Source organism: Thermoflexibacter ruber, assembly GCF_900113045.1.
In the GTDB taxonomy this organism is placed as follows: domain Bacteria; phylum Bacteroidota; class Bacteroidia; order Cytophagales; family Thermoflexibacteraceae; genus Thermoflexibacter; species Thermoflexibacter ruber.
Genome location: NZ_FONY01000054.1, coordinates 1 through 21,276 on the forward strand (window position 1 = coordinate 1; position 21,276 = coordinate 21,276).

At 37.2% G+C, this 21,276-nt stretch carries 13 protein-coding genes and 1 pseudogene; 6 read left to right on the forward strand and 8 right to left on the reverse strand.

The genetic code is table 11. The annotated features are described in order from the left end of the window. Positions 1–263: 263 nt before the first annotated feature. Positions 264–2,138 carry an ABC-F family ATP-binding cassette domain-containing protein gene (locus BM141_RS20075; protein ID WP_091549263.1) on the reverse strand — a complete coding sequence of 625 codons (1,875 nt, stop codon included), beginning with the start codon at positions 2,136–2,138 and terminating at the stop codon, positions 264–266. A gap of 172 nt (positions 2,139–2,310) precedes the next feature. Further along, positions 2,311–2,475, reverse strand: a complete 165-nt coding sequence (locus BM141_RS23180; protein ID WP_177217474.1) for a hypothetical protein — start codon at positions 2,473–2,475, stop codon at positions 2,311–2,313. A gap of 443 nt (positions 2,476–2,918) precedes the next feature. Here BM141_RS23180 and BM141_RS20080 point away from each other — a divergent pair, with 443 nt between their 5' ends. The 3 genes from BM141_RS20080 (at position 2,919) to BM141_RS20090 (ending at position 7,290) form a co-directional block, all read left to right on the forward strand. After that, complete coding sequence (locus BM141_RS20080) at positions 2,919–3,557, forward strand: oxidoreductase (RefSeq protein WP_091549252.1); 639 nt, start codon at positions 2,919–2,921, stop codon at positions 3,555–3,557. A gap of 142 nt (positions 3,558–3,699) precedes the next feature. Continuing rightward, positions 3,700–3,957, forward strand: coding sequence for a hypothetical protein (locus BM141_RS20085; RefSeq protein WP_177217475.1), 258 nt, complete (start codon positions 3,700–3,702; stop codon positions 3,955–3,957). A gap of 297 nt (positions 3,958–4,254) precedes the next feature. Next, positions 4,255–7,290 (forward strand): DUF2339 domain-containing protein, encoded by a 3,036-nt coding sequence (locus BM141_RS20090; RefSeq protein WP_091549254.1) that lies wholly within the window; start codon positions 4,255–4,257, stop codon positions 7,288–7,290. 73 nt (positions 7,291–7,363) lie between these two features. On the opposite strand, the gene BM141_RS20095 is transcribed toward BM141_RS20090, so the two are convergent. Next, positions 7,364–8,233: a prohibitin family protein gene (locus BM141_RS20095; protein WP_091549255.1), complete on the reverse strand. Its 870-nt coding sequence runs from the start codon at positions 8,231–8,233 to the stop codon at positions 7,364–7,366. A gap of 257 nt (positions 8,234–8,490) precedes the next feature. Here BM141_RS20095 and htpG point away from each other — a divergent pair, with 257 nt between their 5' ends. Continuing rightward, positions 8,491–10,302 (forward strand): molecular chaperone HtpG, encoded by a 1,812-nt coding sequence (htpG, locus tag BM141_RS20100; RefSeq protein ID WP_245764125.1) that lies wholly within the window; start codon positions 8,491–8,493, stop codon positions 10,300–10,302. Positions 10,303–10,454: 152 nt separating this feature from the next. Here the strand turns inward: htpG and lpdA are convergent, their stop codons facing one another. The 4 genes from lpdA to BM141_RS20120 form a co-directional block, all read right to left on the reverse strand. Continuing rightward, entirely contained in the window at positions 10,455–11,846 is a 1,392-nt protein-coding gene (lpdA, locus tag BM141_RS20105) for a dihydrolipoyl dehydrogenase (protein ID WP_091549257.1), read from the reverse strand. Positions 11,847–12,422: 576 nt separating this feature from the next. After that, positions 12,423–13,670, reverse strand: coding sequence for an NAD(P)/FAD-dependent oxidoreductase (locus BM141_RS20110; protein WP_091549258.1), 1,248 nt, complete (start codon positions 13,668–13,670; stop codon positions 12,423–12,425). Between the two features lie 21 nt (positions 13,671–13,691). After that, a complete protein-coding gene (locus BM141_RS20115) occupies positions 13,692–14,630 on the reverse strand; it encodes a tetratricopeptide repeat protein (protein WP_177217476.1) in 939 nt (312 codons plus the stop codon). 121 nt (positions 14,631–14,751) lie between these two features. Further along, positions 14,752–16,014 carry an asparagine synthetase B gene (locus BM141_RS20120; RefSeq protein WP_091549260.1) on the reverse strand — a complete coding sequence of 421 codons (1,263 nt, stop codon included), beginning with the start codon at positions 16,012–16,014 and terminating at the stop codon, positions 14,752–14,754. A gap of 367 nt (positions 16,015–16,381) precedes the next feature. Here BM141_RS20120 and BM141_RS20125 point away from each other — a divergent pair, with 367 nt between their 5' ends. After that, a complete protein-coding gene (locus BM141_RS20125; RefSeq protein ID WP_091549261.1) occupies positions 16,382–17,227 on the forward strand; it encodes a CRISPR-associated endoribonuclease Cas6 in 846 nt (281 codons plus the stop codon). A gap of 276 nt (positions 17,228–17,503) precedes the next feature. Here the strand turns inward: BM141_RS20125 and BM141_RS20130 are convergent, their stop codons facing one another. After that, positions 17,504–20,788 carry a T9SS type A sorting domain-containing protein gene (locus tag BM141_RS20130; RefSeq protein WP_143091027.1) on the reverse strand — a complete coding sequence of 1,095 codons (3,285 nt, stop codon included), beginning with the start codon at positions 20,786–20,788 and terminating at the stop codon, positions 17,504–17,506. A gap of 261 nt (positions 20,789–21,049) precedes the next feature. Here BM141_RS20130 and BM141_RS23185 point away from each other — a divergent pair. Beyond that, positions 21,050–21,276, forward strand: a pseudogene (locus BM141_RS23185) (IS982 family transposase); the annotation flags it as partial.

Sequence of the window (21,276 nt, forward strand, 5' to 3'; positions counted from 1 at the left end):
GACTAACACCGTAGGTGTGCTATTTTTGTAGAAAATAATGAATATACCGACATAAAACTGCGTAGCGGTGGCATATTTCACGCCTACGGCGTTGTTGTAGGTGGCTTGGGCTTACTCTTTTCTATAAACATGATAGCCCTATGGGCTTAAAGTTACATGTAGTATTGTTCATTGGCTAACTCCACAAAAGCGTCAAAAAAACAAAGTCCCTTTCTCAGCAAGAGAAAGGAATTGAAAAATCATTTTATTTTGAGTATAAATCATTACACCAACTCTGCCAGCTCTAACCACCTAAGCGTTTTTTCTTCTATCAAATTGTCCAATTTGCCTATTTTAGTACTCCAGTCTGCGAGTTGGGTGTGCGTACCTTCTCCACTGTTAAGTTTTTCCAAAAGTTGATTTTTCTCTCTTTCTAATTGACTGATTTCCAATTCTAAAGCCTCATACTCTTTTTTCTCTTTAAAAGAAAGTTTACGCTTTGCCTCATTGGGCAGAGTAGGCACGACTGTTTCTTTCTCATTTTTTACTTTAGCATTTTCTATCCTTGTTTGTTCTTCTTTTTCTTCCTGCTCAGTGCGATAGTCGGAGTAGTTTCCTGCAAAATCCCTGATTTGTCCTTCGCCCTCGAAGATAAAAATATGCTCTACTAACCTATCCATGAAGTACCTATCATGGGACACGATGAGCAAGCACCCGCCAAAATTTGTCAGAAAATCCTCTAAAATATTGAGCGTCTGTATATCTAAATCATTGGTTGGTTCGTCTAAGATAAGAAAGTTGGGATTTTTGATTAGCACTTGGAGTAGCTGCAATCGCTTTTTTTCTCCCCCACTCAGTTTGCTTACCATGTCATACTGCACTTTGGGTGGAAAATTAAACAAATTGAGCAGTTGGGAGGCAGTAATGCTTTCGCCTGTGCCTGTTTGCAAAACCTCTGCTATATCTTTTACTATATCAATGACGCGCTTGTTTTCATCTACTATCAATTCTTTTTGAGTAAAATAGCCAAAAACCGTATTTTCTCCCTTGTCTATCGTACCGCTATCAGCGTCAATTTTTCCTGTCAGTATGTCCAAGAAAGTAGTTTTGCCTACACCATTTTTCCCAATGATGCCTATTCTATCCCCTTTTTTAAAAGTATAAGAAAAATCTTTGATAATCAGCAAGTTTTCATATCTTTTGTTTAAGTTTTTAAGCTCCAAAATCTTTTTGCCTATGCGATTCATGCCCACATTGATTTCTATGGGCGTGTAATGATTGATTTTGGTATTGGCTTTTTCTTTTAACTCCTCAAAGGCTTCGATGCGGTATTTGGCTTTTGTACCTCTGGCTTTAGGCTGTCGGCGTATCCAATCTAACTCTTTTGTCATCAAGTTTTTAGCCTTCGCTACTTCGGTGGTCATTTGCTCTATTCTCTCTGCCTTTTTCTCTAAAAAATAGGTATAATTTCCGTTGTATTTGAATAGCTGTCCATTTTCCAATTCCAAAATGGTATTGGTGATATTGTCCAAAAAATAGCGGTCATGCGTAACCAAGAGGAGGCTTTGTTTTTGGGTACTTAACCAGCTTTCTAACCATTCAATCGCTTCAATATCAAGATGATTAGTTGGCTCATCAAGAATGAGTAAGTCTGCCTCTTGCAAGAGCAGTTTTGCCAAAGCTACTCTTTTTCTCTGCCCACCTGAGAGTACTTGGATAGGCAGTTCTACATCAGGAATCCCTAACTTGCCTAATACTTGTTTGATTTTGCCCTCGTAATCCCAAGCATTCAGGCTGTCCATGCGCTCCATTGCCCTTTGTAGGCGTTTTTCATCATGGTATTTCAAAGCACTTTCGTACTCTTTGATGGCTTGGACTGCTTCGTTTTCAGAGGTAAAAATGCTTTGCCAAATGTTTGCATTATCCTCAAAAACAGGCTGTTGGGGTAAATAACCTACAACTGTTCCCTTACGCACAGAAACTACGCCCTCATCAGTAGGTATTAGCCCTGCCAATACATTCATCAAGGTAGTTTTGCCTGAGCCATTTGCTCCCACTAAGGCAACTTTTTCCCCTTGACTAATGCCAAAAGTAATATTTTTGAATAACCAACGCTCAGAAAATGCCTTTGAAATATTGTCTGCGGAAAGAATGTTCATCGTAAATTTTTTTGCAAAGGTATAAGTTTTATGCCTTAAAGTAAAGGTTTTAGCATACTTATAGATAAATACATTAGACTTCTTGCAAAAGTGTTTTTTTATCGCCTCACCCCTGACCCTCTCCTTCTGAGCGGGGAAATAGGTACTTTTGCAAGAACTCTTATATTTATACTCAATCAAAAGTGGTTTTGAAATTTTCTTTACTCCAAAGTCCCTGTTCTCTGACACTTCCTGTGTAAAACTTATGTAAGCAATGGACTTTCATCTGCCCTTGACTAACACAGTAGATGTGCTGTTTTTGTAGAAAATAAAGCATAAAACCGCGTAGCGGTGGCATATTTCACGCCTACGGTCTTGCTGTAGGTGGGTTGGGCTTACCCTTTTCTACCAAGATGACAGCCCTACGGGCTTAAAGTTAGATGTAGTATTGTTCATTGGCTAACTCCGCAAAAAGTTTTAGAGAACCAAAGTTCCTTTCTCAGCAAGAGAAAGGGATTGAAAAATCATTTTATTTTGAGTATATAAGCAAGTATATCAACTTTTTCAAGCGTTCTTTTTAAAATTATAAAGTATTAGTTATAAATTTTGAAAGAACGATTAGAATTGTTGAATTACTTAGCCACTTTTTATTGGTAAAACAGTTCGTAAAAATATGAATCTTGTATGTAATTGTCTATAACTAAAAAGCGATTATTCTCCGCAGTGTAAATGCTACAATATTGGAAAGAATAATTATTTTTGTTGAATTAGGTACTTATCGATTCTAAATCAAATAAAAAAATGACAGCATTACTATTAGGCGCAAGTGGACTTACAGGTGGGTACTGCCTGCAAGAATTACTCAATGAAAATCAATTTGATAAGATAATTGCACTCTCGAGAAAGCCTTTGAACATGAATCACCCAAAGTTAGAGCAAATTATCACGGATTTTAGTGATTTGACCAACCTCAAATCTACCTTGAAAGCAGAAGTAGTCTTTTGCTGTTTAGGAACAACTATCAAAAAAGCGGGGTCAAAAGAAAAATTTAAGCAAATTGATTTTGAATATCCTTTGCGAGTAGCCCAGATTGCCAAAGAGAATGGAACGCATACTTTTGCACTGGTGTCTGCTATGGGTGCAGATACCTATTCTCTATTTTTTTACTCAAGAGTAAAGGGTGAGTTGGAGCAAGCCCTCAAAAATCTATCTTTCCCCTCTCTTATTATTTTACAACCTTCTTTGCTTTTAGGTGATAGAAAAGAGAAACGCATAGGAGAAGATATTGGCAAGGTTATTTCTGCCGTATTGGGTTTTCTTATTCCTGCCAAATACAAGGCAATCCATGCCCAGCAAGTTGCTAAAGCTATGGTCAAACTTTCCTTACAAGGACTAAGCGGCACTATCATTAAAGAGAATGATGAGATTAAAAAAGTGTAAGCCCTCCCATCTAAAAAATACTCATACTAAAAATATTTAAGAAAGTAAAAAAATTCTATCCTAAAACGAAACTTATATGAGGTTTAAAGAGTTTAAATATTTAAACCTTTTCCCTTTTTACAACCTTAACTACCAATAAACCATGATGTTAGCTTTTTTTAAAACTATCATAATTTTGGGACTTGCTTATGGAGTTTTTTATGTAATCATGAAAAAACTGCATAAAAAAATAAGCACTTTTTCAAAAAAAAGTCAATTATCAAGCAAGTATGATTTAGAGGAAAATATTTCTTTGGACGACCTTCCTCTGCCTGACTTGCCCAAAGGAGTATATGTATTGCCCAAAGGAATACCTGACCCTTCTTTGCGAGGAAGAAAAGAAAGTTTATTAACCATTTAATTTTTCAAAGGATAAATAAATTGAGCAAAGCCTTTCATTCATTTAATGAAAGGCTTTTTTTATTCGATACTTCATCAAAAATACATGTATATTCGCATTGATTACTAATCTGTTCTTCACCCAAAAAATAATAATATGTCAAAAAGTCTGTTTTTTTTACAAATAGAAAATTGATTATCAATATTTTAAATTATTAAATTTTATTTTTTTTAAGTCTGACTTTTTAACAACTCTCTAACTCACTTATGTACCATGACGTTTATTTAAGCAGATAATTAACCCTAAAAATCTGGTATTATGGCAATCAATGAAGACGAACTCGAGCAAATCAAGACACAAATTTCCCAATTAGAAAAGTATTTTTTTAGGGAAATTGCTTACCTGAAAGCAAAGGTAACTGAAATGGAAAATCAGTTAGAGAAAGCAGAAATAGAGGAAAATATAATACCTAAGACAGAAAGTAGCTCCAAAGATATATTAGAAGTACTGAAACAATTTCAAGAAAGGGAAAAAAACAAAGCAAAGCAAGAAACTGTAGAACAAAAGTCGGTTCATCAAACAGAAAAAAATATCACCATAGAGGTTTTGAGGAAGCGAGCGAAAGAAGAAAAAGCCAAGCAAAAAGAAAATGAGCGAGAACAAGAACAACAAAGAGAATCCTCTTGGGAAGTTCCTGCTTTTGTAACCGATTTATTCATGCCTTTAGCTCAATTTAGGGACTTATTTACAGCCACTTACCAACACTACAAAGCCCAAAATCGCCTACCTGTTTTCTTTATGACTTTGGGTGGGGTAATTGCTATCTTGTTAGGTTTCACATACTTAATGCAATTTATCCCTGATATATACTTTGAAACTTTTAAAGTTGGCGGAGGGTTCTTAGCTTCTTTTGGAATCCTCTTTAGTGGAGTAGTTTTGCTGAGGAAAGAGCAAAAATACCACGAGTTTGGTTCAGCACTATTAGGGCTAAGTATTGCCATTAACTTTTTGATTTTGTACTACTTATCTGATTCTAAGGTTTTTCCCATCTTTGCTAATCCCATAGTTAGTTTTATTCTTATTTTGCTTAATACTGCTTTTGCGAAATGGCTTGCTTTGCGATACGAAACTAAAATAGTGCTGACTATCAGCTTTTTAGGTGGGGTATTTTCTCCATTTTATCTCAGTAGTCCAGCTACTCCTGTTTTTTACTTTGCTTATCTGTGGTTGCTTTGCGTGGCGGCTATTTTTATTGCTTCCAAAATCAAGTGGCAAATTGGAGATTTTCTGGTGTTTATTACGGCGTCTATTGCCTTAGAAATTGCTTTTTCAAGTCTTGTAGAAGGTTTCCCAGCATTTGTTTACACCTTGATAGTCATGGCTTTTGCCTATTTGTTCTTTTATGTGAGTTTGTTTGAGAATAAAAAGCCCAAAGAAAATTTAGAAAGGTTGTCCATCGCCATATTAGCAGGGGCAGGCAGTTTGCTTTTATACCAATTATTTTGGTTTTATGAGGCTCTTGGGCAAAGGTTTAGCTTAGGTTTGGTGTATTTAGGCAATGCTGTGATATTCTTGGTAGGGTATTTTGGACTTCGCAAACAACTCAGCGAGAAGATGCAAGTGCTATTTTTCATCATCATAGGAACTTTTACCGCTTTGGCTGTGCCTGTAATGTTAGAAAGAAATATTGCAGGTATTTTCTGGGCAGTAGAAGCTATTGCACTGATTTTCTGTGGATTCAACTTCAATCTTTCTGGAGTTCGCAAGGAAGGTTATTTAATTTTAGCCATAGCCTTAGGGCAAATTTCCCTTTCTTTTAGAGAAATTATTGATAGCTGGGGCGTAAGATTGTGGACTGATGGATTTATTAATTTGCTTTCTTTGGGAGTGATTTTCGGAGTACTAAAACTCCTATTGATGCGATATAAAGCAGATGAGCAGAATGATAGCCAATCTGATTTTTTAGAGAAAAATATCAATTATTGGCTGTCAGAAGCGATACCTCTCTGGCTGGGCTTTGCCATTTGGATTCCTTGCTATTTCCTATTCAGAGAACTAACTTTTAATTTAGCGATTTTGGGCTTGTACGGCTTTACTTGGTGGGGATTAAAAAATAAATTAGCTATTACAGAATGGTTTGGGATTTTGCATATTGGCTTGCTTGCTCTGGGGATACGGGAGTCTATTTTAGTAGTAAATTCTTTTATTTTCCCTTTCCAAACTCCTCTTGGCAAAACTGCGATTATTGAAGTCTTCGCAAGTCTTTGGATACTACAATTTTTCTACGAGAAAATCAATCCCCAAGCTCACAACCTTTGGCTAATGAAGCTATTGAGAGAAGTTTTTTATCTGCTTGTGCCACTTTTGCACCTGTCTTATATCAATCGTGTTTATCCTGAATACTTGCCTATTGCCCTTTGGGCAACGGTTTTGGTAGGGTTTATTTTAAATGAGTTGGTAAAACGAAATGCCTTATTGCTTGAAATCCATTTGTTTACTATTATTGCTACCTTAGGGATTTTCACTGCTCTGGGCGATTTGCAGATAGGTTATTTGAGTGCTTTGAGCGGTGCAGTTGTTTTATTTGGCGTATTGATTTACAAAAAAGGCTTTGTATTAGAGATTGCTAAGACTTCGCCGTATCGACTTTTATTTACGTATAGTTTTTATTATTTGGGCTTGTGTTTGTGGCTATACTATTTTGTACTGACAAGTGCCAACTTTTTACAAGTGCCTGAGGTATCGGGGACATTCTTCGTAGTGGGGCTTTACTATTTAGTATTGACCTATTTCAAAAACAAAATCGCTCCCCTGCACAACAATTTCCTTTTTGCTTTCCGTATAGGAATGTTAGCGGGCTTAATAGGCTTACTTATCGCTTTTATTGACAAAGAGTTAATGATAGATTTGTACGATTCTGAATATGAAAATATGGGTTTTGTACTAATGCTGACTATGGTAACGATTTTTGGCTTGCTTACCTATCAGAAAGATAATCGCTATCCCTGTCACAGCCAAGTACTTTGGCAAATAGACTTATTTTTTACTCATATTTTTATTGCCTTAGCTTACTCGAGTTTGATTGGGTATTTTACGCCTAATTGGACAGGTGTATGGCTAACGGTAGTGCTTATTCTCCATGCTATTATTTTATTATTTAATTCTAATTCAACTGCTTATAAGCCTTTACTTCGACTTTCTATTGCTTATTTTGCTGTAGCTTTTGTCAAACTTTTTTGGCGCGATATGGCAGGCTTTGAGACCGTACAGAAAGTAGTAGTCTTTATGGTGATAGGTGTATTGATGTTGGCAGGTTCGTATTTTTTTATGCGATTTAGAGAAAAAAGCAAATAAAGACTACCAAAAAAAATTAAAATTCCACTGATGTATTTAAATAGCCACAGTGGAATTTTTTATCAGGCATAGTTTATTTCTGGTCGCTAATGTTTCTAAACATTTTTGGTACTTCACCATAAACGGGTAGCTTGCCGTCCCATTTTTCTATCATCATCTTTTGAATTAGCAAAGGCGAGATAGTACTTGTTACGGCTCGGTTAGCATTGGCTTCTGCTTCAGAGGCTATTCGGAGTGCTTCTGCCTTTCCTTTGGCTTCTTCTATGGCTTTTTGGGCTTCAGCGATGATACGTTGCTTTTCATTTTCCGCACGGATTGCTTCTTGAACCGCTTTGATTTTGGCATTTACCGCCTCTTCTAAGGTAGCAGGCATACGGATTTTCCCTAAAATAGCTACTTGTGATACTTCAAAACCTGCTTTTGCCATATCTTTTGACAATACATCTTTGACTTGCAATTCATATTCAGAACGCTTGGAAACCATGTCCTCGGCAGTATATTTTGAGGCAGTATTGTTATAAGAATTTCTGACTAAGGTACGAATGAACTCATCGGTAATTTGAGGCAGACTTTTGCGATAAGTACGGAAAATATCAGGTACTTTAGACGCCACTACCGTATAATCCAGCCCTACATCAAAAGAAAGACTTAGACCATCGCGGGTAGTAACAGTAAACTCCTCATTCCTTGGGCTGTCTTCCGTCATGTCCATTGTCCAAACTTTATGCTGAACGTAAGTAGGGAACTCAAAAATTTGAGTTGTGAGCGGATTGTACCAGACTACCCCACTCACCTCTACAATGTCTTGTACTCCTTTGTCTGAGCCGTATAGATTGACTTTGATACCTACATGCCCTGCATCGATACGCGTGCATGATACGGTAGAAAAACCTAATATACCTACCAATACTACGATGACTATTGCTATGACACCTCGTTTCATGTTCTTATTTTATTTTTAGTGTTGATTGATTTATTTTCACTTAGACAAATCTAATAAAAAACATACATTTTCCAAGTATAAGTCTTAGAAAGTATATGGCTATGACTAATAATACAAGCTGACAAATTGCCAATAATAAGTAAAAATACTGACATTTTTTCTTATTTTTTATTATGGTAGAATAGTTGCAAAAAAATGTGAAGTAATCAACACTGTTAAACCATAAATAACTCATCATTATTTATCACTGAAAAATTATGGAAAAAGGTACTATTTCAATTCATACCGAAAACATATTCCCTATTATCAAAAAGTTCTTGTACTCTGACCATGAAATATTTTTGAGGGAATTGATTTCTAATGCAACTGATGCCACCAAAAAAATAGAAAGTTTAGCCGCTTTGGGCGAGTACAAAGGAGAAATTGGAGATACTAAAATCAAAGTAACCTTAAACAAGGAAGGCAAGACCATTACTATTTCTGATAGTGGGGTAGGCATGACATCAGAGGAGGTGAAAAAGTACATTAACCAAATTGCTTTCTCAGGGGCTACTGATTTCATAGAAAAGTACAAAGACAAAAAAGAAGAAGTACAGCAACTCATTGGCAAGTTCGGGCTTGGCTTTTATTCTGCCTTTATGGTAGCCGAAAAAGTGCAATTAGTTACCAAATCTTGGCAAGAAGGAGCGGAGGCAGTTATGTGGACTTGCGACGGTAGTACAGAGTTTGAAATTACCCCTTCAGTACGCCCAGAAAGAGGAACAGATGTGATTTTACACATTGCCCAAGATTCTGAGGAGTTTTTAGATAAATATAGGATTCAAAGTATTCTGGAGAAGTACTGCAAGTTTTTGCCTTATGAAGTTGAGTTTGAGGGTAAAGTCATTAATAATACTAAACCGCTTTGGACAAAAAATCCCGCTGACCTCAAAGACGAAGACTATTTAGCCTTTTACAAAGAATTGTATCCTATTTCCGAAGACCCGCTTTTCTGGATTCATCTAAACGTGGACTATCCTTTCAACTTGACAGGTATTTTGTATTTTCCTAAGATAAAACAAGACCTTGCTGTTCAGAAAAATAAAATCCAACTCTATCAGAAGCAAGTATTTATCACTGACGAGGTTAAGGAAATAGTCCCTGAGTTTTTGACCTTGCTGCACGGGGTTATAGATTCTCCTGATATTCCGCTCAACGTTTCTCGCAGTTTCTTGCAAGCCGATAGTAATGTAAAGAAGATTAACTCTTACATTACACGTAAAGTAGCAGATAAACTCCAAGAACTTTTCAAGAATGATCGCACTACTTATGAGGCAAAGTGGGAAAGTTTAGATGTTTTTGTAAAATTCGGAATGATTACCGATGACAAGTTCTATGAAAAAGCTACTCAATTCTTGCTTTTGGAAGACATTGAGAAAAAGCGATATACTTTTGATGAGTATAAAGACCTGATTAGTACCAACCAGAAGGATAAAAATGACAATCTTGTGATTCTCTATACTACTGATGTAGAAAAACAAGATACTTTTATTCAGTCTGCTAAAAAGCGTAGCTACAATGTATTGAAATTGGACGGCATTTTGGACAGCCACTTTATCAATACCATAGAAAGGAAGTTAGAAAAAACAACGCTCAAACGCATTGACTCTGAAACTATTGATAAACTCATCGACAAGGGCGAAAGTTTAAGTAGTGCCTTAACAGAAAGCGAAAAAGAAAAAATCATAGAGATTTTCAAGACGGCGAGCGGGAGGTCTGAGGTAAGTGTGGAAGCCTTGCCTACTGATGAGTTCCCTATTACGATTACACTCCCTGAGTTTATGCGTCGCATGAGAGATATGGCGAAAATGAGTGGAGGCATGGATTATTTTGTTAGCCTACCAGAGCAGTTCAATGTAGTAATTAATGGCAATCATGCCTTGATAAATAAGATTTTAGGTATAGAAAATACCGACGAGCAACAAAAAGTAGCCAAGCAACTATATGATTTGGCATTGCTCTCTCAAAATATGTTGAATGGTTCGTCTTTGACAGCTTTCATCAACAGGAGTTTAGAAATGATGCAGTAAAAGACCTGTTTTATTAGATTTCAACAAGGGTTTGTAAGTCTGACTTTCTAAGTCAGACTACATCTTGTTACAAATTTGATTGCAAAAATTACTCATCATAAGGATTTTTAGAACCTATAAGGCTTATAAAACTTTATAGGATCTAAAAAATCTTATAAGTGTATTACTTCTCCATAAGCCGCTGCCGCCGCTTCCATAATTGCTTCAGACATAGTAGGGTGTGGGTGTACTGATTTAATGATTTCGTGTCCTGTGGTTTCTAACTTACGGGCTACCACTACTTCGGCAATCATTTCTGTTACATTTGCTCCTATCATGTGCGCCCCCAAAAACTCTCCGTACTTGGCATCAAAAATCACTTTCACAAAGCCGTCGTAGTTCCCTCCTGCTTTGGCTTTTCCAGAGGCAGAGAAAGGAAACTTACCTACTTTTATTTCATAGCCTGCCTCTTTTGCCGCTTTTTCAGTATAGCCTACTGAGGCTATTTCAGGTACGCAATAAGTACAACCCGGAATATTATTGTAGTTTAATGGCTCAGGATGATGCCCTGCTATTTTTTCCACACAGATAATTCCTTCGGCAGAGGCTACGTGAGCGAGTGCCTGTCCTGGAGTGATGTCTCCAATCGCATAATACCCCGCTACATTGGTGCGATAATACTCATCAACTATTACTTTCCCTTTTTCTGTTTTAATGCCTACATCTTCTAAACCAATGCCTTCTATGTTGGTAGCTACTCCTACGGCAGAAAGTACAATATCACAATCTATGTACTCTATGCCTTTGGGCGTTTTAACAGTAACTTTGCAACCTTCGCCAGAAGTATCCACTGCCTCTACAGTAGAACTTGTCATAATAGTCATGCCGTCTTTTTTAAAGGAGCGTTCCAACTGCTTAGAAACCTCCTCGTCCTCTACAGGAACGATATTGGGCATAAACTCTACAATCGTTACTTTCGTACCAATAGTATTATAAAAATACGCAAACTCCACCCCAATAGCCCCAGAACCTATGATAACCATAGATTTAGGCTGCTTGTCTAAAAACATTGCCTTGCGATAGCCTATTATTTTTTGGTTATCTATTTTGATATTAGGTAGTTCCCTTGACCTTCCGCCGGTAGCAATGATGATGTGGTCTGTAGCATAATCTGTTTTTTTCCCCTCAGCATCAGTAACTTCCACGATTTTTCCCTTCTTCACCTTACCAAACCCCATGAGCTTATCTATTTTATTTTTCTTGAATAAAAACTCTACGCCCTTGCTCATGCTTCCTGCTACTCCCCTGCTTCTGCTTATCATGCCGTTGAAATCCACCTCAAAGTTGGGGATATTGATGCCGTAGTCTTTCGAGTGTTTTATATATTCAAATACTTGCGCACTTTTAAGCAGGGCTTTAGTAGGAATACAGCCCCAGTTAAGGCAGATACCGCCAAGTTCTTCTTTCTCGACCACGCCGACTTTCATTCCCAATTGCGAGGCTCGAATAGCGGCTACGTACCCCCCAGGTCCGCTACCTATCACGATTAAATCATATTTTGTCATGTATATAATAAGTTTTGAGTTTCTTGTTTATAGTTCTCTAATTTAGAATTTCTTGTTTATGATTTAGGTTTGCTCTTACAAAATTATAAATAAAGTGGATTTTAAAAAATTTGTATTTCATATTTATTGGATAGGGGAAACCGTTTGTGATTTGGCATATCATTGTCTTATACAAAATCCAAAGTAGTTTTGGAATTTTCTTTGCTAAAAAAGCTCTGCACAAGTCTGCCATCAGACTATTGTAGATTTTGTGTGGACTTTTGTTATATTCATCACAATATAAGCCTTTGAGGCTAACATAATGATAGACTTACTTATACTTAAGCAGGAATGTAACAATTTAGATGAATTAATCATATATGATTAGAAAAGTAGTCTATTGAAAATCAGATAGTAAAAATTTTAATAATTTTGTAAATACCTGACTTTTAGATAGTAGTAAGTCTAATGAATAAGAAATATAGAGAAATAACAGGAACTTTTTTCACGCCACAAATTTGGGTAGAACTTTCTCAAAAGTAATGGATTATTAAAAAGAGTATGTATGAATCATACAAATATCTCTCCAATAAATCACTAAAATCTATCAGGGGCAAAAGCATCAATTTCCATGCTCAGGGGCTGCTTATCTATCAGTTCTTGTACTAACTTTCCCGTAGCTGGAGCAAGGCTAACGCCCATCATAGCATGTCCCGTAGCGATGACTAAGTTTTTGAAATACTTACTGCGTCCTATGTAAGGCAGCCCGTCGGGAGAGCAGGGACGCAAACCTTTCCAAATTTCTTGTTTTTCAGGGAGTTGTACTTGCATAGCGGGATAGTATTTTGGAATAGACTCCACAATTCCGCTTACTCTTTGCATATTGATAGCTTGGTCTATATCTGTAATTTCCATAGTCCCTGCAAACCGCAAATCGCTCCCCATAGGCGTTACAGCTACTTTGGCTTCCGTCAGGATAGAAGGAATTTGTACATTTTTTTCTCTATTTTTTAAAGTGAAGCTATAGCCTTTGCCCGATTGCATAGGTAGGCTGATTCCCAACTGCTCTGTCAAAATAGGCGACCAAGCCCCGACAGCTAAGATAATTTCTTCTGCTTGTGCTAATTTCCCTTTGGAAGTAAGGAGCGTTTTTACCTGACCATTTTGTTTTTCAAAACCTTTAACTTCTGTATTGCCTAAGATTTGTACTCCTTTGTTTTTCAAGTCATTTATTAGCTCTTTAATCAAAATCTGTGGAATCAAGTGGGCATCTTTGGGAAAAAATATGCCTCCTCTTACTGCTACTTCTATCTCGTTTTCTAAGGCTTGCACTTCTTTGGCGGAAAGAATATGAGCCACTATGCCTGCCTTATTAGCAATATGCGCTGTTTCAATCTCCTCTTTTTCAACAGCTTCTGTTTTATAAAGCATAAGTAAGCCCTTTTCTTTGAAGCCAAAATTAAAAGTAGATTCTTGGGCTATTTCTGCATATAACTTTCTGCTTAGCAGGCTAATATCTCGCAAAATAGGAATAGAGTATTTCACATGTTTCTCAGTGGAGGCTTTATAAAAGTAATACCCCCATTTTAGCAAACTTCCGCTCAAGCGAGGCTTGATATAAAAAGGACTTTTTGCATTAAAAAGCATTCTCAAACCTTTAGAAATCATGCCAGGGGCGGCTAAGGGAATTATATGGCTTGGCACGACCATGCCTGCATTGCCATAGGAACAGCCATCGCTCATGTCTGTTTGCTCGATGATAGTAATTTGATGTCCTTGTTTTTCAAGATAATACGCAGATAACAAGCCAATAATGCCACCGCCAATGATGTAGATATTTTTCATTGATTAGTCTGAAAGTTGATATTAGTTTTGTAACTTTTTTATTTCTTTACTTGCATAATTCTTTTGGAGTTCTGTAACCCCCATATTGATAAACTGTTGATAATGAAAAACTGCCTCGTTTTTTTTCTTCATATCTCTATACAAGTCCGCTAAGTTTAGGTAAACAGATTTGCGTTGGGGAAAATTTTTTTTACATTCCAATAAGATTTTCTCAGCTTCTGGGTACATATTGAGTTTCCAATAAGCAAAGCCCAAGTTATTAAGCACCTCATCAACTGCACCTGCTTTAGGAAAAGCACCATGCTTCCATTCTACATACAAATCTTCCCAAATCAATACCGCCTCATGCGTCTTGCCTGCATGAAGCAAAGCGAGGGCTTTTTGATTAGCTAAGGTACGTTCTTTGGCGGTAATAGCCTCTAAACTTGTATCTTCTAAGCCTAATTTTTGCACGACCACCTCTCCATTTCTGAACAAAATCTCTACTGTACAATTACTGCGTTCCGTAGCAGGAGCATAAAATTGGGTCAAAGTAATTTTATTTCCTACAATTTTAAAATCTTTTTCCGCTAACGAGCCTAATCCTCCACAAAATAAAGGCTCGTAGTACTTATCCCATCCCAATTTTATATTGATAGCTTCGGTAAGTTTCTCATCTATTTGTTTGCTTTGTTGCTCATAAACAAAAATCTTGGCTTCGGTTCTGTCAGCCTTGTCCATAGACCATAGTTCGCGGTCTTCGGTACGTTCCACTGCCGCCAAAACAAGCCAATAAGTAGAGGCAGGCAAATGTAAAGCCTTTGCTATCAATAGTTTTTTTGTTCCAATAAAATTCCTATAAGTCCGCTGACGATAAAGTTCTTCAAAACTAAAATCTTGCTTTTTAGGGGGTTGTGCTTCTGACCAGTTAGATAAAAGAAGGGTAATAGTAAGAAATAAAAATACTTTTAAGGAACTCATATAGGTTTTAACTTTTATAAAAAACATAAAATCAACAAGGCTGTCTAAATCAAAATCAAACATTGATGATGCGATTGATTTCCAGACAGCCTTTTTCTTAGGGGTTGTGAGCGGGTTACGATTAAGTTTTTTGCTTTTTCTTTTTTGCCGCAGGGAAAAGAATATTATTGAGAATAAGTCTATAACCCGGCGAGTTGGGGTAAAGAGCTAAGTCAGTGGGTTCTTCCCCTACGAAGTGTTGGTAATCCTCAGGGTCATGCCCACCATAGAAAGTCCACGTTCCTTTCCCAAAAGTCCCGTGTATGTAGCGAGCTTCATCTACCATTTTGTTTTCTCCCATAATGACTACTTCGGGTTTGATGAAACGCTTTTTGAAAGCTGTAGTCTGTCCCATAAAACCTTTAATATTGTGCTGATGGTTTTGAGTAAGCATGGTAGGAATAGGGTCCCACTTCGCAGAGAATTGAAAAAGTTTGAAATAGTCATTCATCTCTGTAATACCTACACGTTCTTTTTGTTGGTTATCTATTTCTGAGTATTCGTATTCATTATAGTCCAACTCTATTCGGAAGTCTTTGAAAGCGAAGCAGTTAGCAAATTTTAGCTTGCTCTGTGCCGCAGGGTCATAAGGGTCGCCGTCATAAGGGACATCACAAATATCTAATCCATCTGCCGCCAAAGCAATGTCATAAGTATCAGTAGCAGAACACATTGCAAAGAGAAAACCACCACCTGCACAGTAATCTCTAATTTTCCTTACCACTGCAAACTTGAGATGAGAAACTTTCTTAAATCCATGCTTTTGAGCAATCTCTTGAAGTTCTTTCTGCTGGTCTTGATACCATTTGTACGCTCCGAAGCTGCGATGGAACTTGCCATTTTGTCCTGTAAAGTCTTCATGATGAAGATGTAACCAATCATACTTGGGCAATACTTCTTCTAATACTTCATCATCAAAAACAATATCGTAAGGAATCTCAGCATAAGTAAGTACGAGGGTAACGGCATCATCCCAAGGTTGCTTTGATTTGGGAGAATAAACAGCAATCTTCGGCGGAACTTCCAGACGCATTACATCCATGTTAGCTTCTGGACTACTTATCTCATTTTTGATTTGTAAGGCTTGGGCATCGGAGATAACTTCATAACTAACACCTCTTATAATCAATTCATTTTCAAATTTTTGTAAGTACTTGAACATAAAACTACCTCCGCGATAATTCAGTAGCCATTCTGCTTCTACTTCTTGCTGAAGTACCCAATAGGTGATACCGTATGCTTTTAAATGGTTCTTTTGGGTTTTGTCCATAGGAACGAGAATGTGATTTGCCCTTGCGATAAGGCTAAATGACAAAAATGAGAGAAAGAAAAACAGTTTTTTCATACTTTGGGTTACTTAGATTAGAAAATATATTGAATAAGGTGTGTTTGCCCTTCGGTTGATTGTTTGTACTACAGCCTTCAATAACTCTAATTTAGGGAAAAATTGCTTTATTTTATCATATTTAACTTTAAATTTTTGTATTAGGTTGCTTTATTAACAAAGATTGGCAGTAGGACTTGCATAATTGCTCAGACAAATAGGTGAATGAGTAGCTTTTCTTTTTAATTCACAACTTTTAGGGAGATTTTCAAAACAATCAAATAAAGGACTTAGTTATACACTAACAGTAGTTATATTTTATGTAATAGTTGCTTATTACAACGTTATCGCATCATTTATATCACTTATTATTTAAAATTTTTTTGACTTGAGAGCGAGGATTATTTTCAAATTAAGGAATAAAGGTGCAGTTCTTCCTTTTCATCATCAGCATATTCTTGCTTCGTTGATTAGGAACTTGCTTGTTGGGTATGAGGTCGGAGCATCTCAGTACAATTTTTCAGGATTGAAAGGGCAGACGCGCATAAGTAGGCGAGGGTTACATTATTACTCAAGCAGAGTTACGCTGGTATTTTCTTCTTTGGACAAGGGAATGATTGATTTCTTCCTTGCAAATATTTTTACGCATAATTTGTTGGAAATTGGGGAGTTGATTGTTAGCCCAGAGGCGGTAGAAGAGGAACGCTTGCCTAATTTTCCCAATCCAACTAAATATATATGTATTTCTCCCTTAGTGATTTTTAGTAGCAAGGAGGAGGATGGTTCTAACAAAGATTTTATTTTACCAGATTCTGAACAGTTTTCTGATTTTTTGTACGAATCCACCATGTATCGCATGGAACACTCAGGGCTGTTTTCCGCTGAGGAAATAGCTTCCTTCTATCAGTTCCAAGTGCTTCCTGATATGCAATACATAGAAAAGTTGAAAAAAGAATCTAAGAAATTTGCACGTATCTATACTTTGTACGATGACAGTGGAAAAAATCCTATGGCTGAGATACGTGGATATACTTTTCCTTTTTCCTTGTATGCCCACCCGCAAGTCCACGATTTTATTTTTAACTGTGGGTTTGGCGAAGCTACTACCGAAGGCTATGGAATGTTAGACATTGCCAACGAAGACCCACTATTGAGGTGTATTCCTTATAAGATTCCTGCTAATGAGCCTAAAAAAGAACGATTGTTAGTTGGTTTTGACTTGCAAAAATGGTAAGTAATTCGACAAAATTAATCGTTTTATGAATTAATAGCCTGTGAGCAGTTTCACTGTAGGGACACACCCTTTGCAGAAAGTAAATACATCAGCGCATCTTTTAAATTATTGACTACAAAGCTATTGTGCCTACTTCACTAAATAAAAGCAGATTTTAATTTGTTGAATTACTTTTAAGAAAGATATTATACTTCTTGCGAAAGTGTTTTTTTTATTGTCTTACCCCTGCCCCCTATCCTTCTGAGAGGGGAGATAGGTACTTTCACAAGAACTCTATTAATAAACCACTAACTGTTTTATATACAACTTATTATTTGTAAAAACTCGTACCATATAAGTTCCTGTAGGTAGTTTTTCTTTAAATTCTACGCTTAACAAGTCGGTGGCTTGGTTTTGTATAGTTTGCTGGTGTATTATTTTTCCCAATACATCATATACAGCTACCTCACCCTCTTTGATTTCACTATCAAGGAATTGAATATAAAAACGCTTTCCTTCCGTAGGGTTAGGAAAAACAACCAAACGGTCTTCTTGGGCAAGGTTCTCAAACCTAACTGCCACAATTTTAGAGAAAGTAAATGCCCCGTCTTTGTCCACTTGCCTCAATCTATAATAAGAAATACCACTCATTGGCTCGCTGTCAGTATATTGGTAGCTCAATACAGTTTGACTATTGCCGTTGTTTGCTTTGGAATATATAGTGCCAAAGGGTCTAAAATCTTTTCCATTTCTACTTTTCTCCACTACAAAAAAGTCATTGTTTAGTTCAGTAGCCGTTTTCCAATACAATTCTACGGTTTTACTCAGATAGTTAGGCATTGCCTCAAAGGAAATTAGCTCAATAGGTAAGGGATTGAAATTAGTAATAGAGCCAAGCGTAAAGGGTGTAAAATTATTAATCACCACAGAGGACATAACTGTGCCTCTGGTTTCAGTACCTACTGTACCGCCATTTCCCCCGTCTTCCCAAATAGGAGTAGAGGCTCTCCAATGGGCTACTCGTAAATCCCCTAAGGCATCTACGCCTCCGCTTCTTGGCGTATCCCAACTTAGCGTAACTCTAACGTTGTCGGTAGTTACTGCTCTGTCCAGTAGCCAATATTCTGCTTGACTGATGTGGTGCAGACTTGGTACTTTCAAATTACGGTTGTAGGTTGGGTGTGGATTTGCATAAATATAAGTAGCTGTAAATTCAGTATTTGCATTGGTAGGGGCAGAGATTCCGATAGGTGCAAACCATTTTTCAGTAGGACTAACTATTTTACCTACAGGAAACATGAATGCCTGATTACCTATTTTACGGACAGGAGCATTGACGAAACTATTGTTGCTAGGACCAGGCGCACCGGGGAAAGTTCCAGTGCCTGCTACTGTCGCTCCTGACTTGAAAGTCATGATTTCAGATGTGTTTTGCAAAAAATGTCCATTGCTAAATGTAACTATGCCCCCAACGGTGAGATTATCTTGCATAGTAGCCCCTTCGGAGTTGTTAATCTCCATGCTGAAGAAATGAGAACCATTTGTACGGATATTTTGATTAGCTGTTCCGTCAAGTGTAACTTTCCCACTGCGAGCATTAAACACTCCTCCTAAGTTTTGCCAATGCCCTCCAAGGGTGATATTAAAGTTAGAGGCAGTAACATCTAAGGTGTTATTAGTATTGATAGTCAAGTTTTTGCGAATATTAATATTGCTTAAAAGATTTTTAGTAACGGCTGTCCCTCCTGAGTTGAGTATAACATTCCCGTAGTTAAAAGGATTGCCTCCTGTATTTTGTCCTGTGATATTATTTCCTGCCTTATCTGAATTAAAAATCACAGTGCTTGAGGGATTTGTATTTGGAGAAAGGTCAATCGTTTGGAACTGATTGGGGAAAACAGTAAAGCGACTGGCAGCAAAGCCATTCGTTCCCAAAGTAAGTGTGGCATTATTTGCCAAAGTCAAAGTCTTGGTATTTGTTCCTACTATCTGATAACCATTATCAAGGAAGTTATTAAATTCATCTATGGTTAAATTTCCATTGACGGTCAGGTTAGCAAGGGCAGGGTGTGCGGCAGGATTAGGGACTACTGTTTTATTGACTATGGGCATACTTACTGTATATTTTCGCATAACCAAATTACCGTAATTAGGTACGCTGGATACAGATTGGTCTTGGTCGGAGTGATAGATAACCGTGCTTCCTTCGTGCAGATTAATCCTTGCTTTGGGGTAAGCCGTTGGGAAAAGAGTTGCACTCGTCGTGCTGCCCAAAATCAGTCTTGCACGATTTTCCATCGTTAATGCGTAAGGAGACGTATTATTCCCTGTAATTTGGAAACCTCTGTCATCTAAGGTATTATCCGATTTGATAAACAAATCTCCTCTGACAGCAATAGCCCCTTTAAGTGTTTTTAAACTTGGTGAATTGGGAACTTCGGTGGAGATAATAAGATTTCTGTATCGCTTATCTCCCATTCCTACACAAGCAGGGGTAGAGCTAAAATCATCTACTATTTGGTCTTGGTTGGAGTTATAGATGACAGTAGAGTTTACAGCGAAATTAGGTACCTGCCCCTGTGGAAACATAGTGGCAATGGCTGAGTTCCCAATAGTAAATATACTGTTAGAAGCCATAGTAACGTATCTAATCGCCATACAGGTTGGGGTGCTTTCTCTTTGTATTTGCGAACCGTTGTCTAAAAGATGGTTATAGGCATTAATAGTAATCGTGCCGTTTACTCTTACTACATTAGGCGGGTTCATAGTTTTGGGGATAGGAGTACCACTCGTTATGGCAGGGGCTGTCAAAGTAAGATTACTGTATAAAGGAGCAGTAGAAATGTCCTGAGGAGCATCTGCATTATAGTTCACAATACTACCTGCTGGCATCACTGGAGCGATAAAATTAAGTGGAAATCTGGTAGCTTTATTTCCTGAGCCTAAAACTATAATAGTATTTCCACCATTCACTGTCATAGTTGATTTAGTACGCCCTATAATTTGAAATCCGCTATCTAATACAGTATTGCGATTTTCAATTATTAGATTCCCTTCCATATCTAAGGTATAGCCAGGACTTCCTACTAAGGTTTTATTGACGTTGGTAGTTGCTTGTGGCGCATAGATACCTATGATATTATAAGTAAAGCCTGTTTGAATCTCTTGATTAGGAGCAGCAGAAGTATAAGCAATGGTTGATGTTTTTACGTCCATTTTTCCCATGCCTGCATCATAGTTCCCGATAGGAGTAAAGGTTGGGAATCTGGTAGCTCTATTAGTTGCCACAGGTGGAGGGAGGGGAATCCCTGTGGGAAGGGCAGTAATGTATTCATAGGTCAAATTGACAGAGGGTACACCCGGCAAGCTAATGCCGTTAGTTACGTTATTTCCTGTACCTAAGGTAATCGTAGAGGTTTCTACTTGGAGGCGGTTTCCTGCAAAGCTATTCCCTGTTATTTGGAAACCCATATCTTGTAAGCGGATACGCCTTCTTAAAATCATACTTCCGTTTACTGTAATAGGTCCATCTAAAAGTCTTCTGTAATAGGTTGTGCCTGTAGTTGCCCCTGATAGTACCAAAGTTCCATAGGTTGTTCCTTTGACGATTTGATTTTGGATAGCTAAATACTCTACGATAGCAGGATTACTTGCAGGCGGATTGACCGTATTGAACTCGTCAGTTACTAAGCCCGGAGTAGTACCAGGACTAATACTAATATTAACGTGAGTTATTGAGATAATTGCTTAAAAGTCAATTTTTTATGATAAAAAATGTTCAATATTAATAAATATAGTATATTTGAAAATTGCACTATCGCGGAGTGCAACTCAAAGAATACTATGTACTTAATATTGAACACAACAAAACTAATAGAAATTTACATTACTTGTGATGACTTTGCTAAAAAATTTGAACAGTATCAATTAAGTCAAGGACAAGTTGTACCACAAGAAAAAATGTCTTGTTCAGAAATCATGGCAATTGTGATTTATTATCATATATCAGGCATGAAATGTTTCAAATATTACTATCAAAGTATTATTAAAGGCTATCTAAAATCTTATTT

Excerpts from the sequence above, each read along its gene's own strand:
- BM141_RS20075 (WP_091549263.1), bottom strand. The coding sequence starts at position 2,138 with ATGAACATTCTTTCCGCAGACAATATTTCAAAGGCATTTTCTGAGCGT.
- BM141_RS23180 (WP_177217474.1), bottom strand. The coding sequence starts at position 2,475 with ATGCCACCGCTACGCGGTTTTATGCTTTATTTTCTACAAAAACAGCAC.
- BM141_RS20080 (WP_091549252.1), top strand. The coding sequence starts at position 2,919 with ATGACAGCATTACTATTAGGCGCAAGTGGACTTACAGGTGGGTACTGC.
- BM141_RS20085 (WP_177217475.1), top strand. The coding sequence starts at position 3,700 with ATGATGTTAGCTTTTTTTAAAACTATCATAATTTTGGGACTTGCTTAT.
- BM141_RS20090 (WP_091549254.1), top strand. The coding sequence starts at position 4,255 with ATGGCAATCAATGAAGACGAACTCGAGCAAATCAAGACACAAATTTCC.
- BM141_RS20095 (WP_091549255.1), bottom strand. The coding sequence starts at position 8,233 with ATGAAACGAGGTGTCATAGCAATAGTCATCGTAGTATTGGTAGGTATA.
- htpG (WP_245764125.1), top strand. The coding sequence starts at position 8,491 with ATGGAAAAAGGTACTATTTCAATTCATACCGAAAACATATTCCCTATT.
- lpdA (WP_091549257.1), bottom strand. The coding sequence starts at position 11,846 with ATGACAAAATATGATTTAATCGTGATAGGTAGCGGACCTGGGGGGTAC.
- BM141_RS20110 (WP_091549258.1), bottom strand. The coding sequence starts at position 13,670 with ATGAAAAATATCTACATCATTGGCGGTGGCATTATTGGCTTGTTATCT.
- BM141_RS20115 (WP_177217476.1), bottom strand. The coding sequence starts at position 14,630 with ATGAGTTCCTTAAAAGTATTTTTATTTCTTACTATTACCCTTCTTTTA.
- BM141_RS20120 (WP_091549260.1), bottom strand. The coding sequence starts at position 16,014 with ATGAAAAAACTGTTTTTCTTTCTCTCATTTTTGTCATTTAGCCTTATC.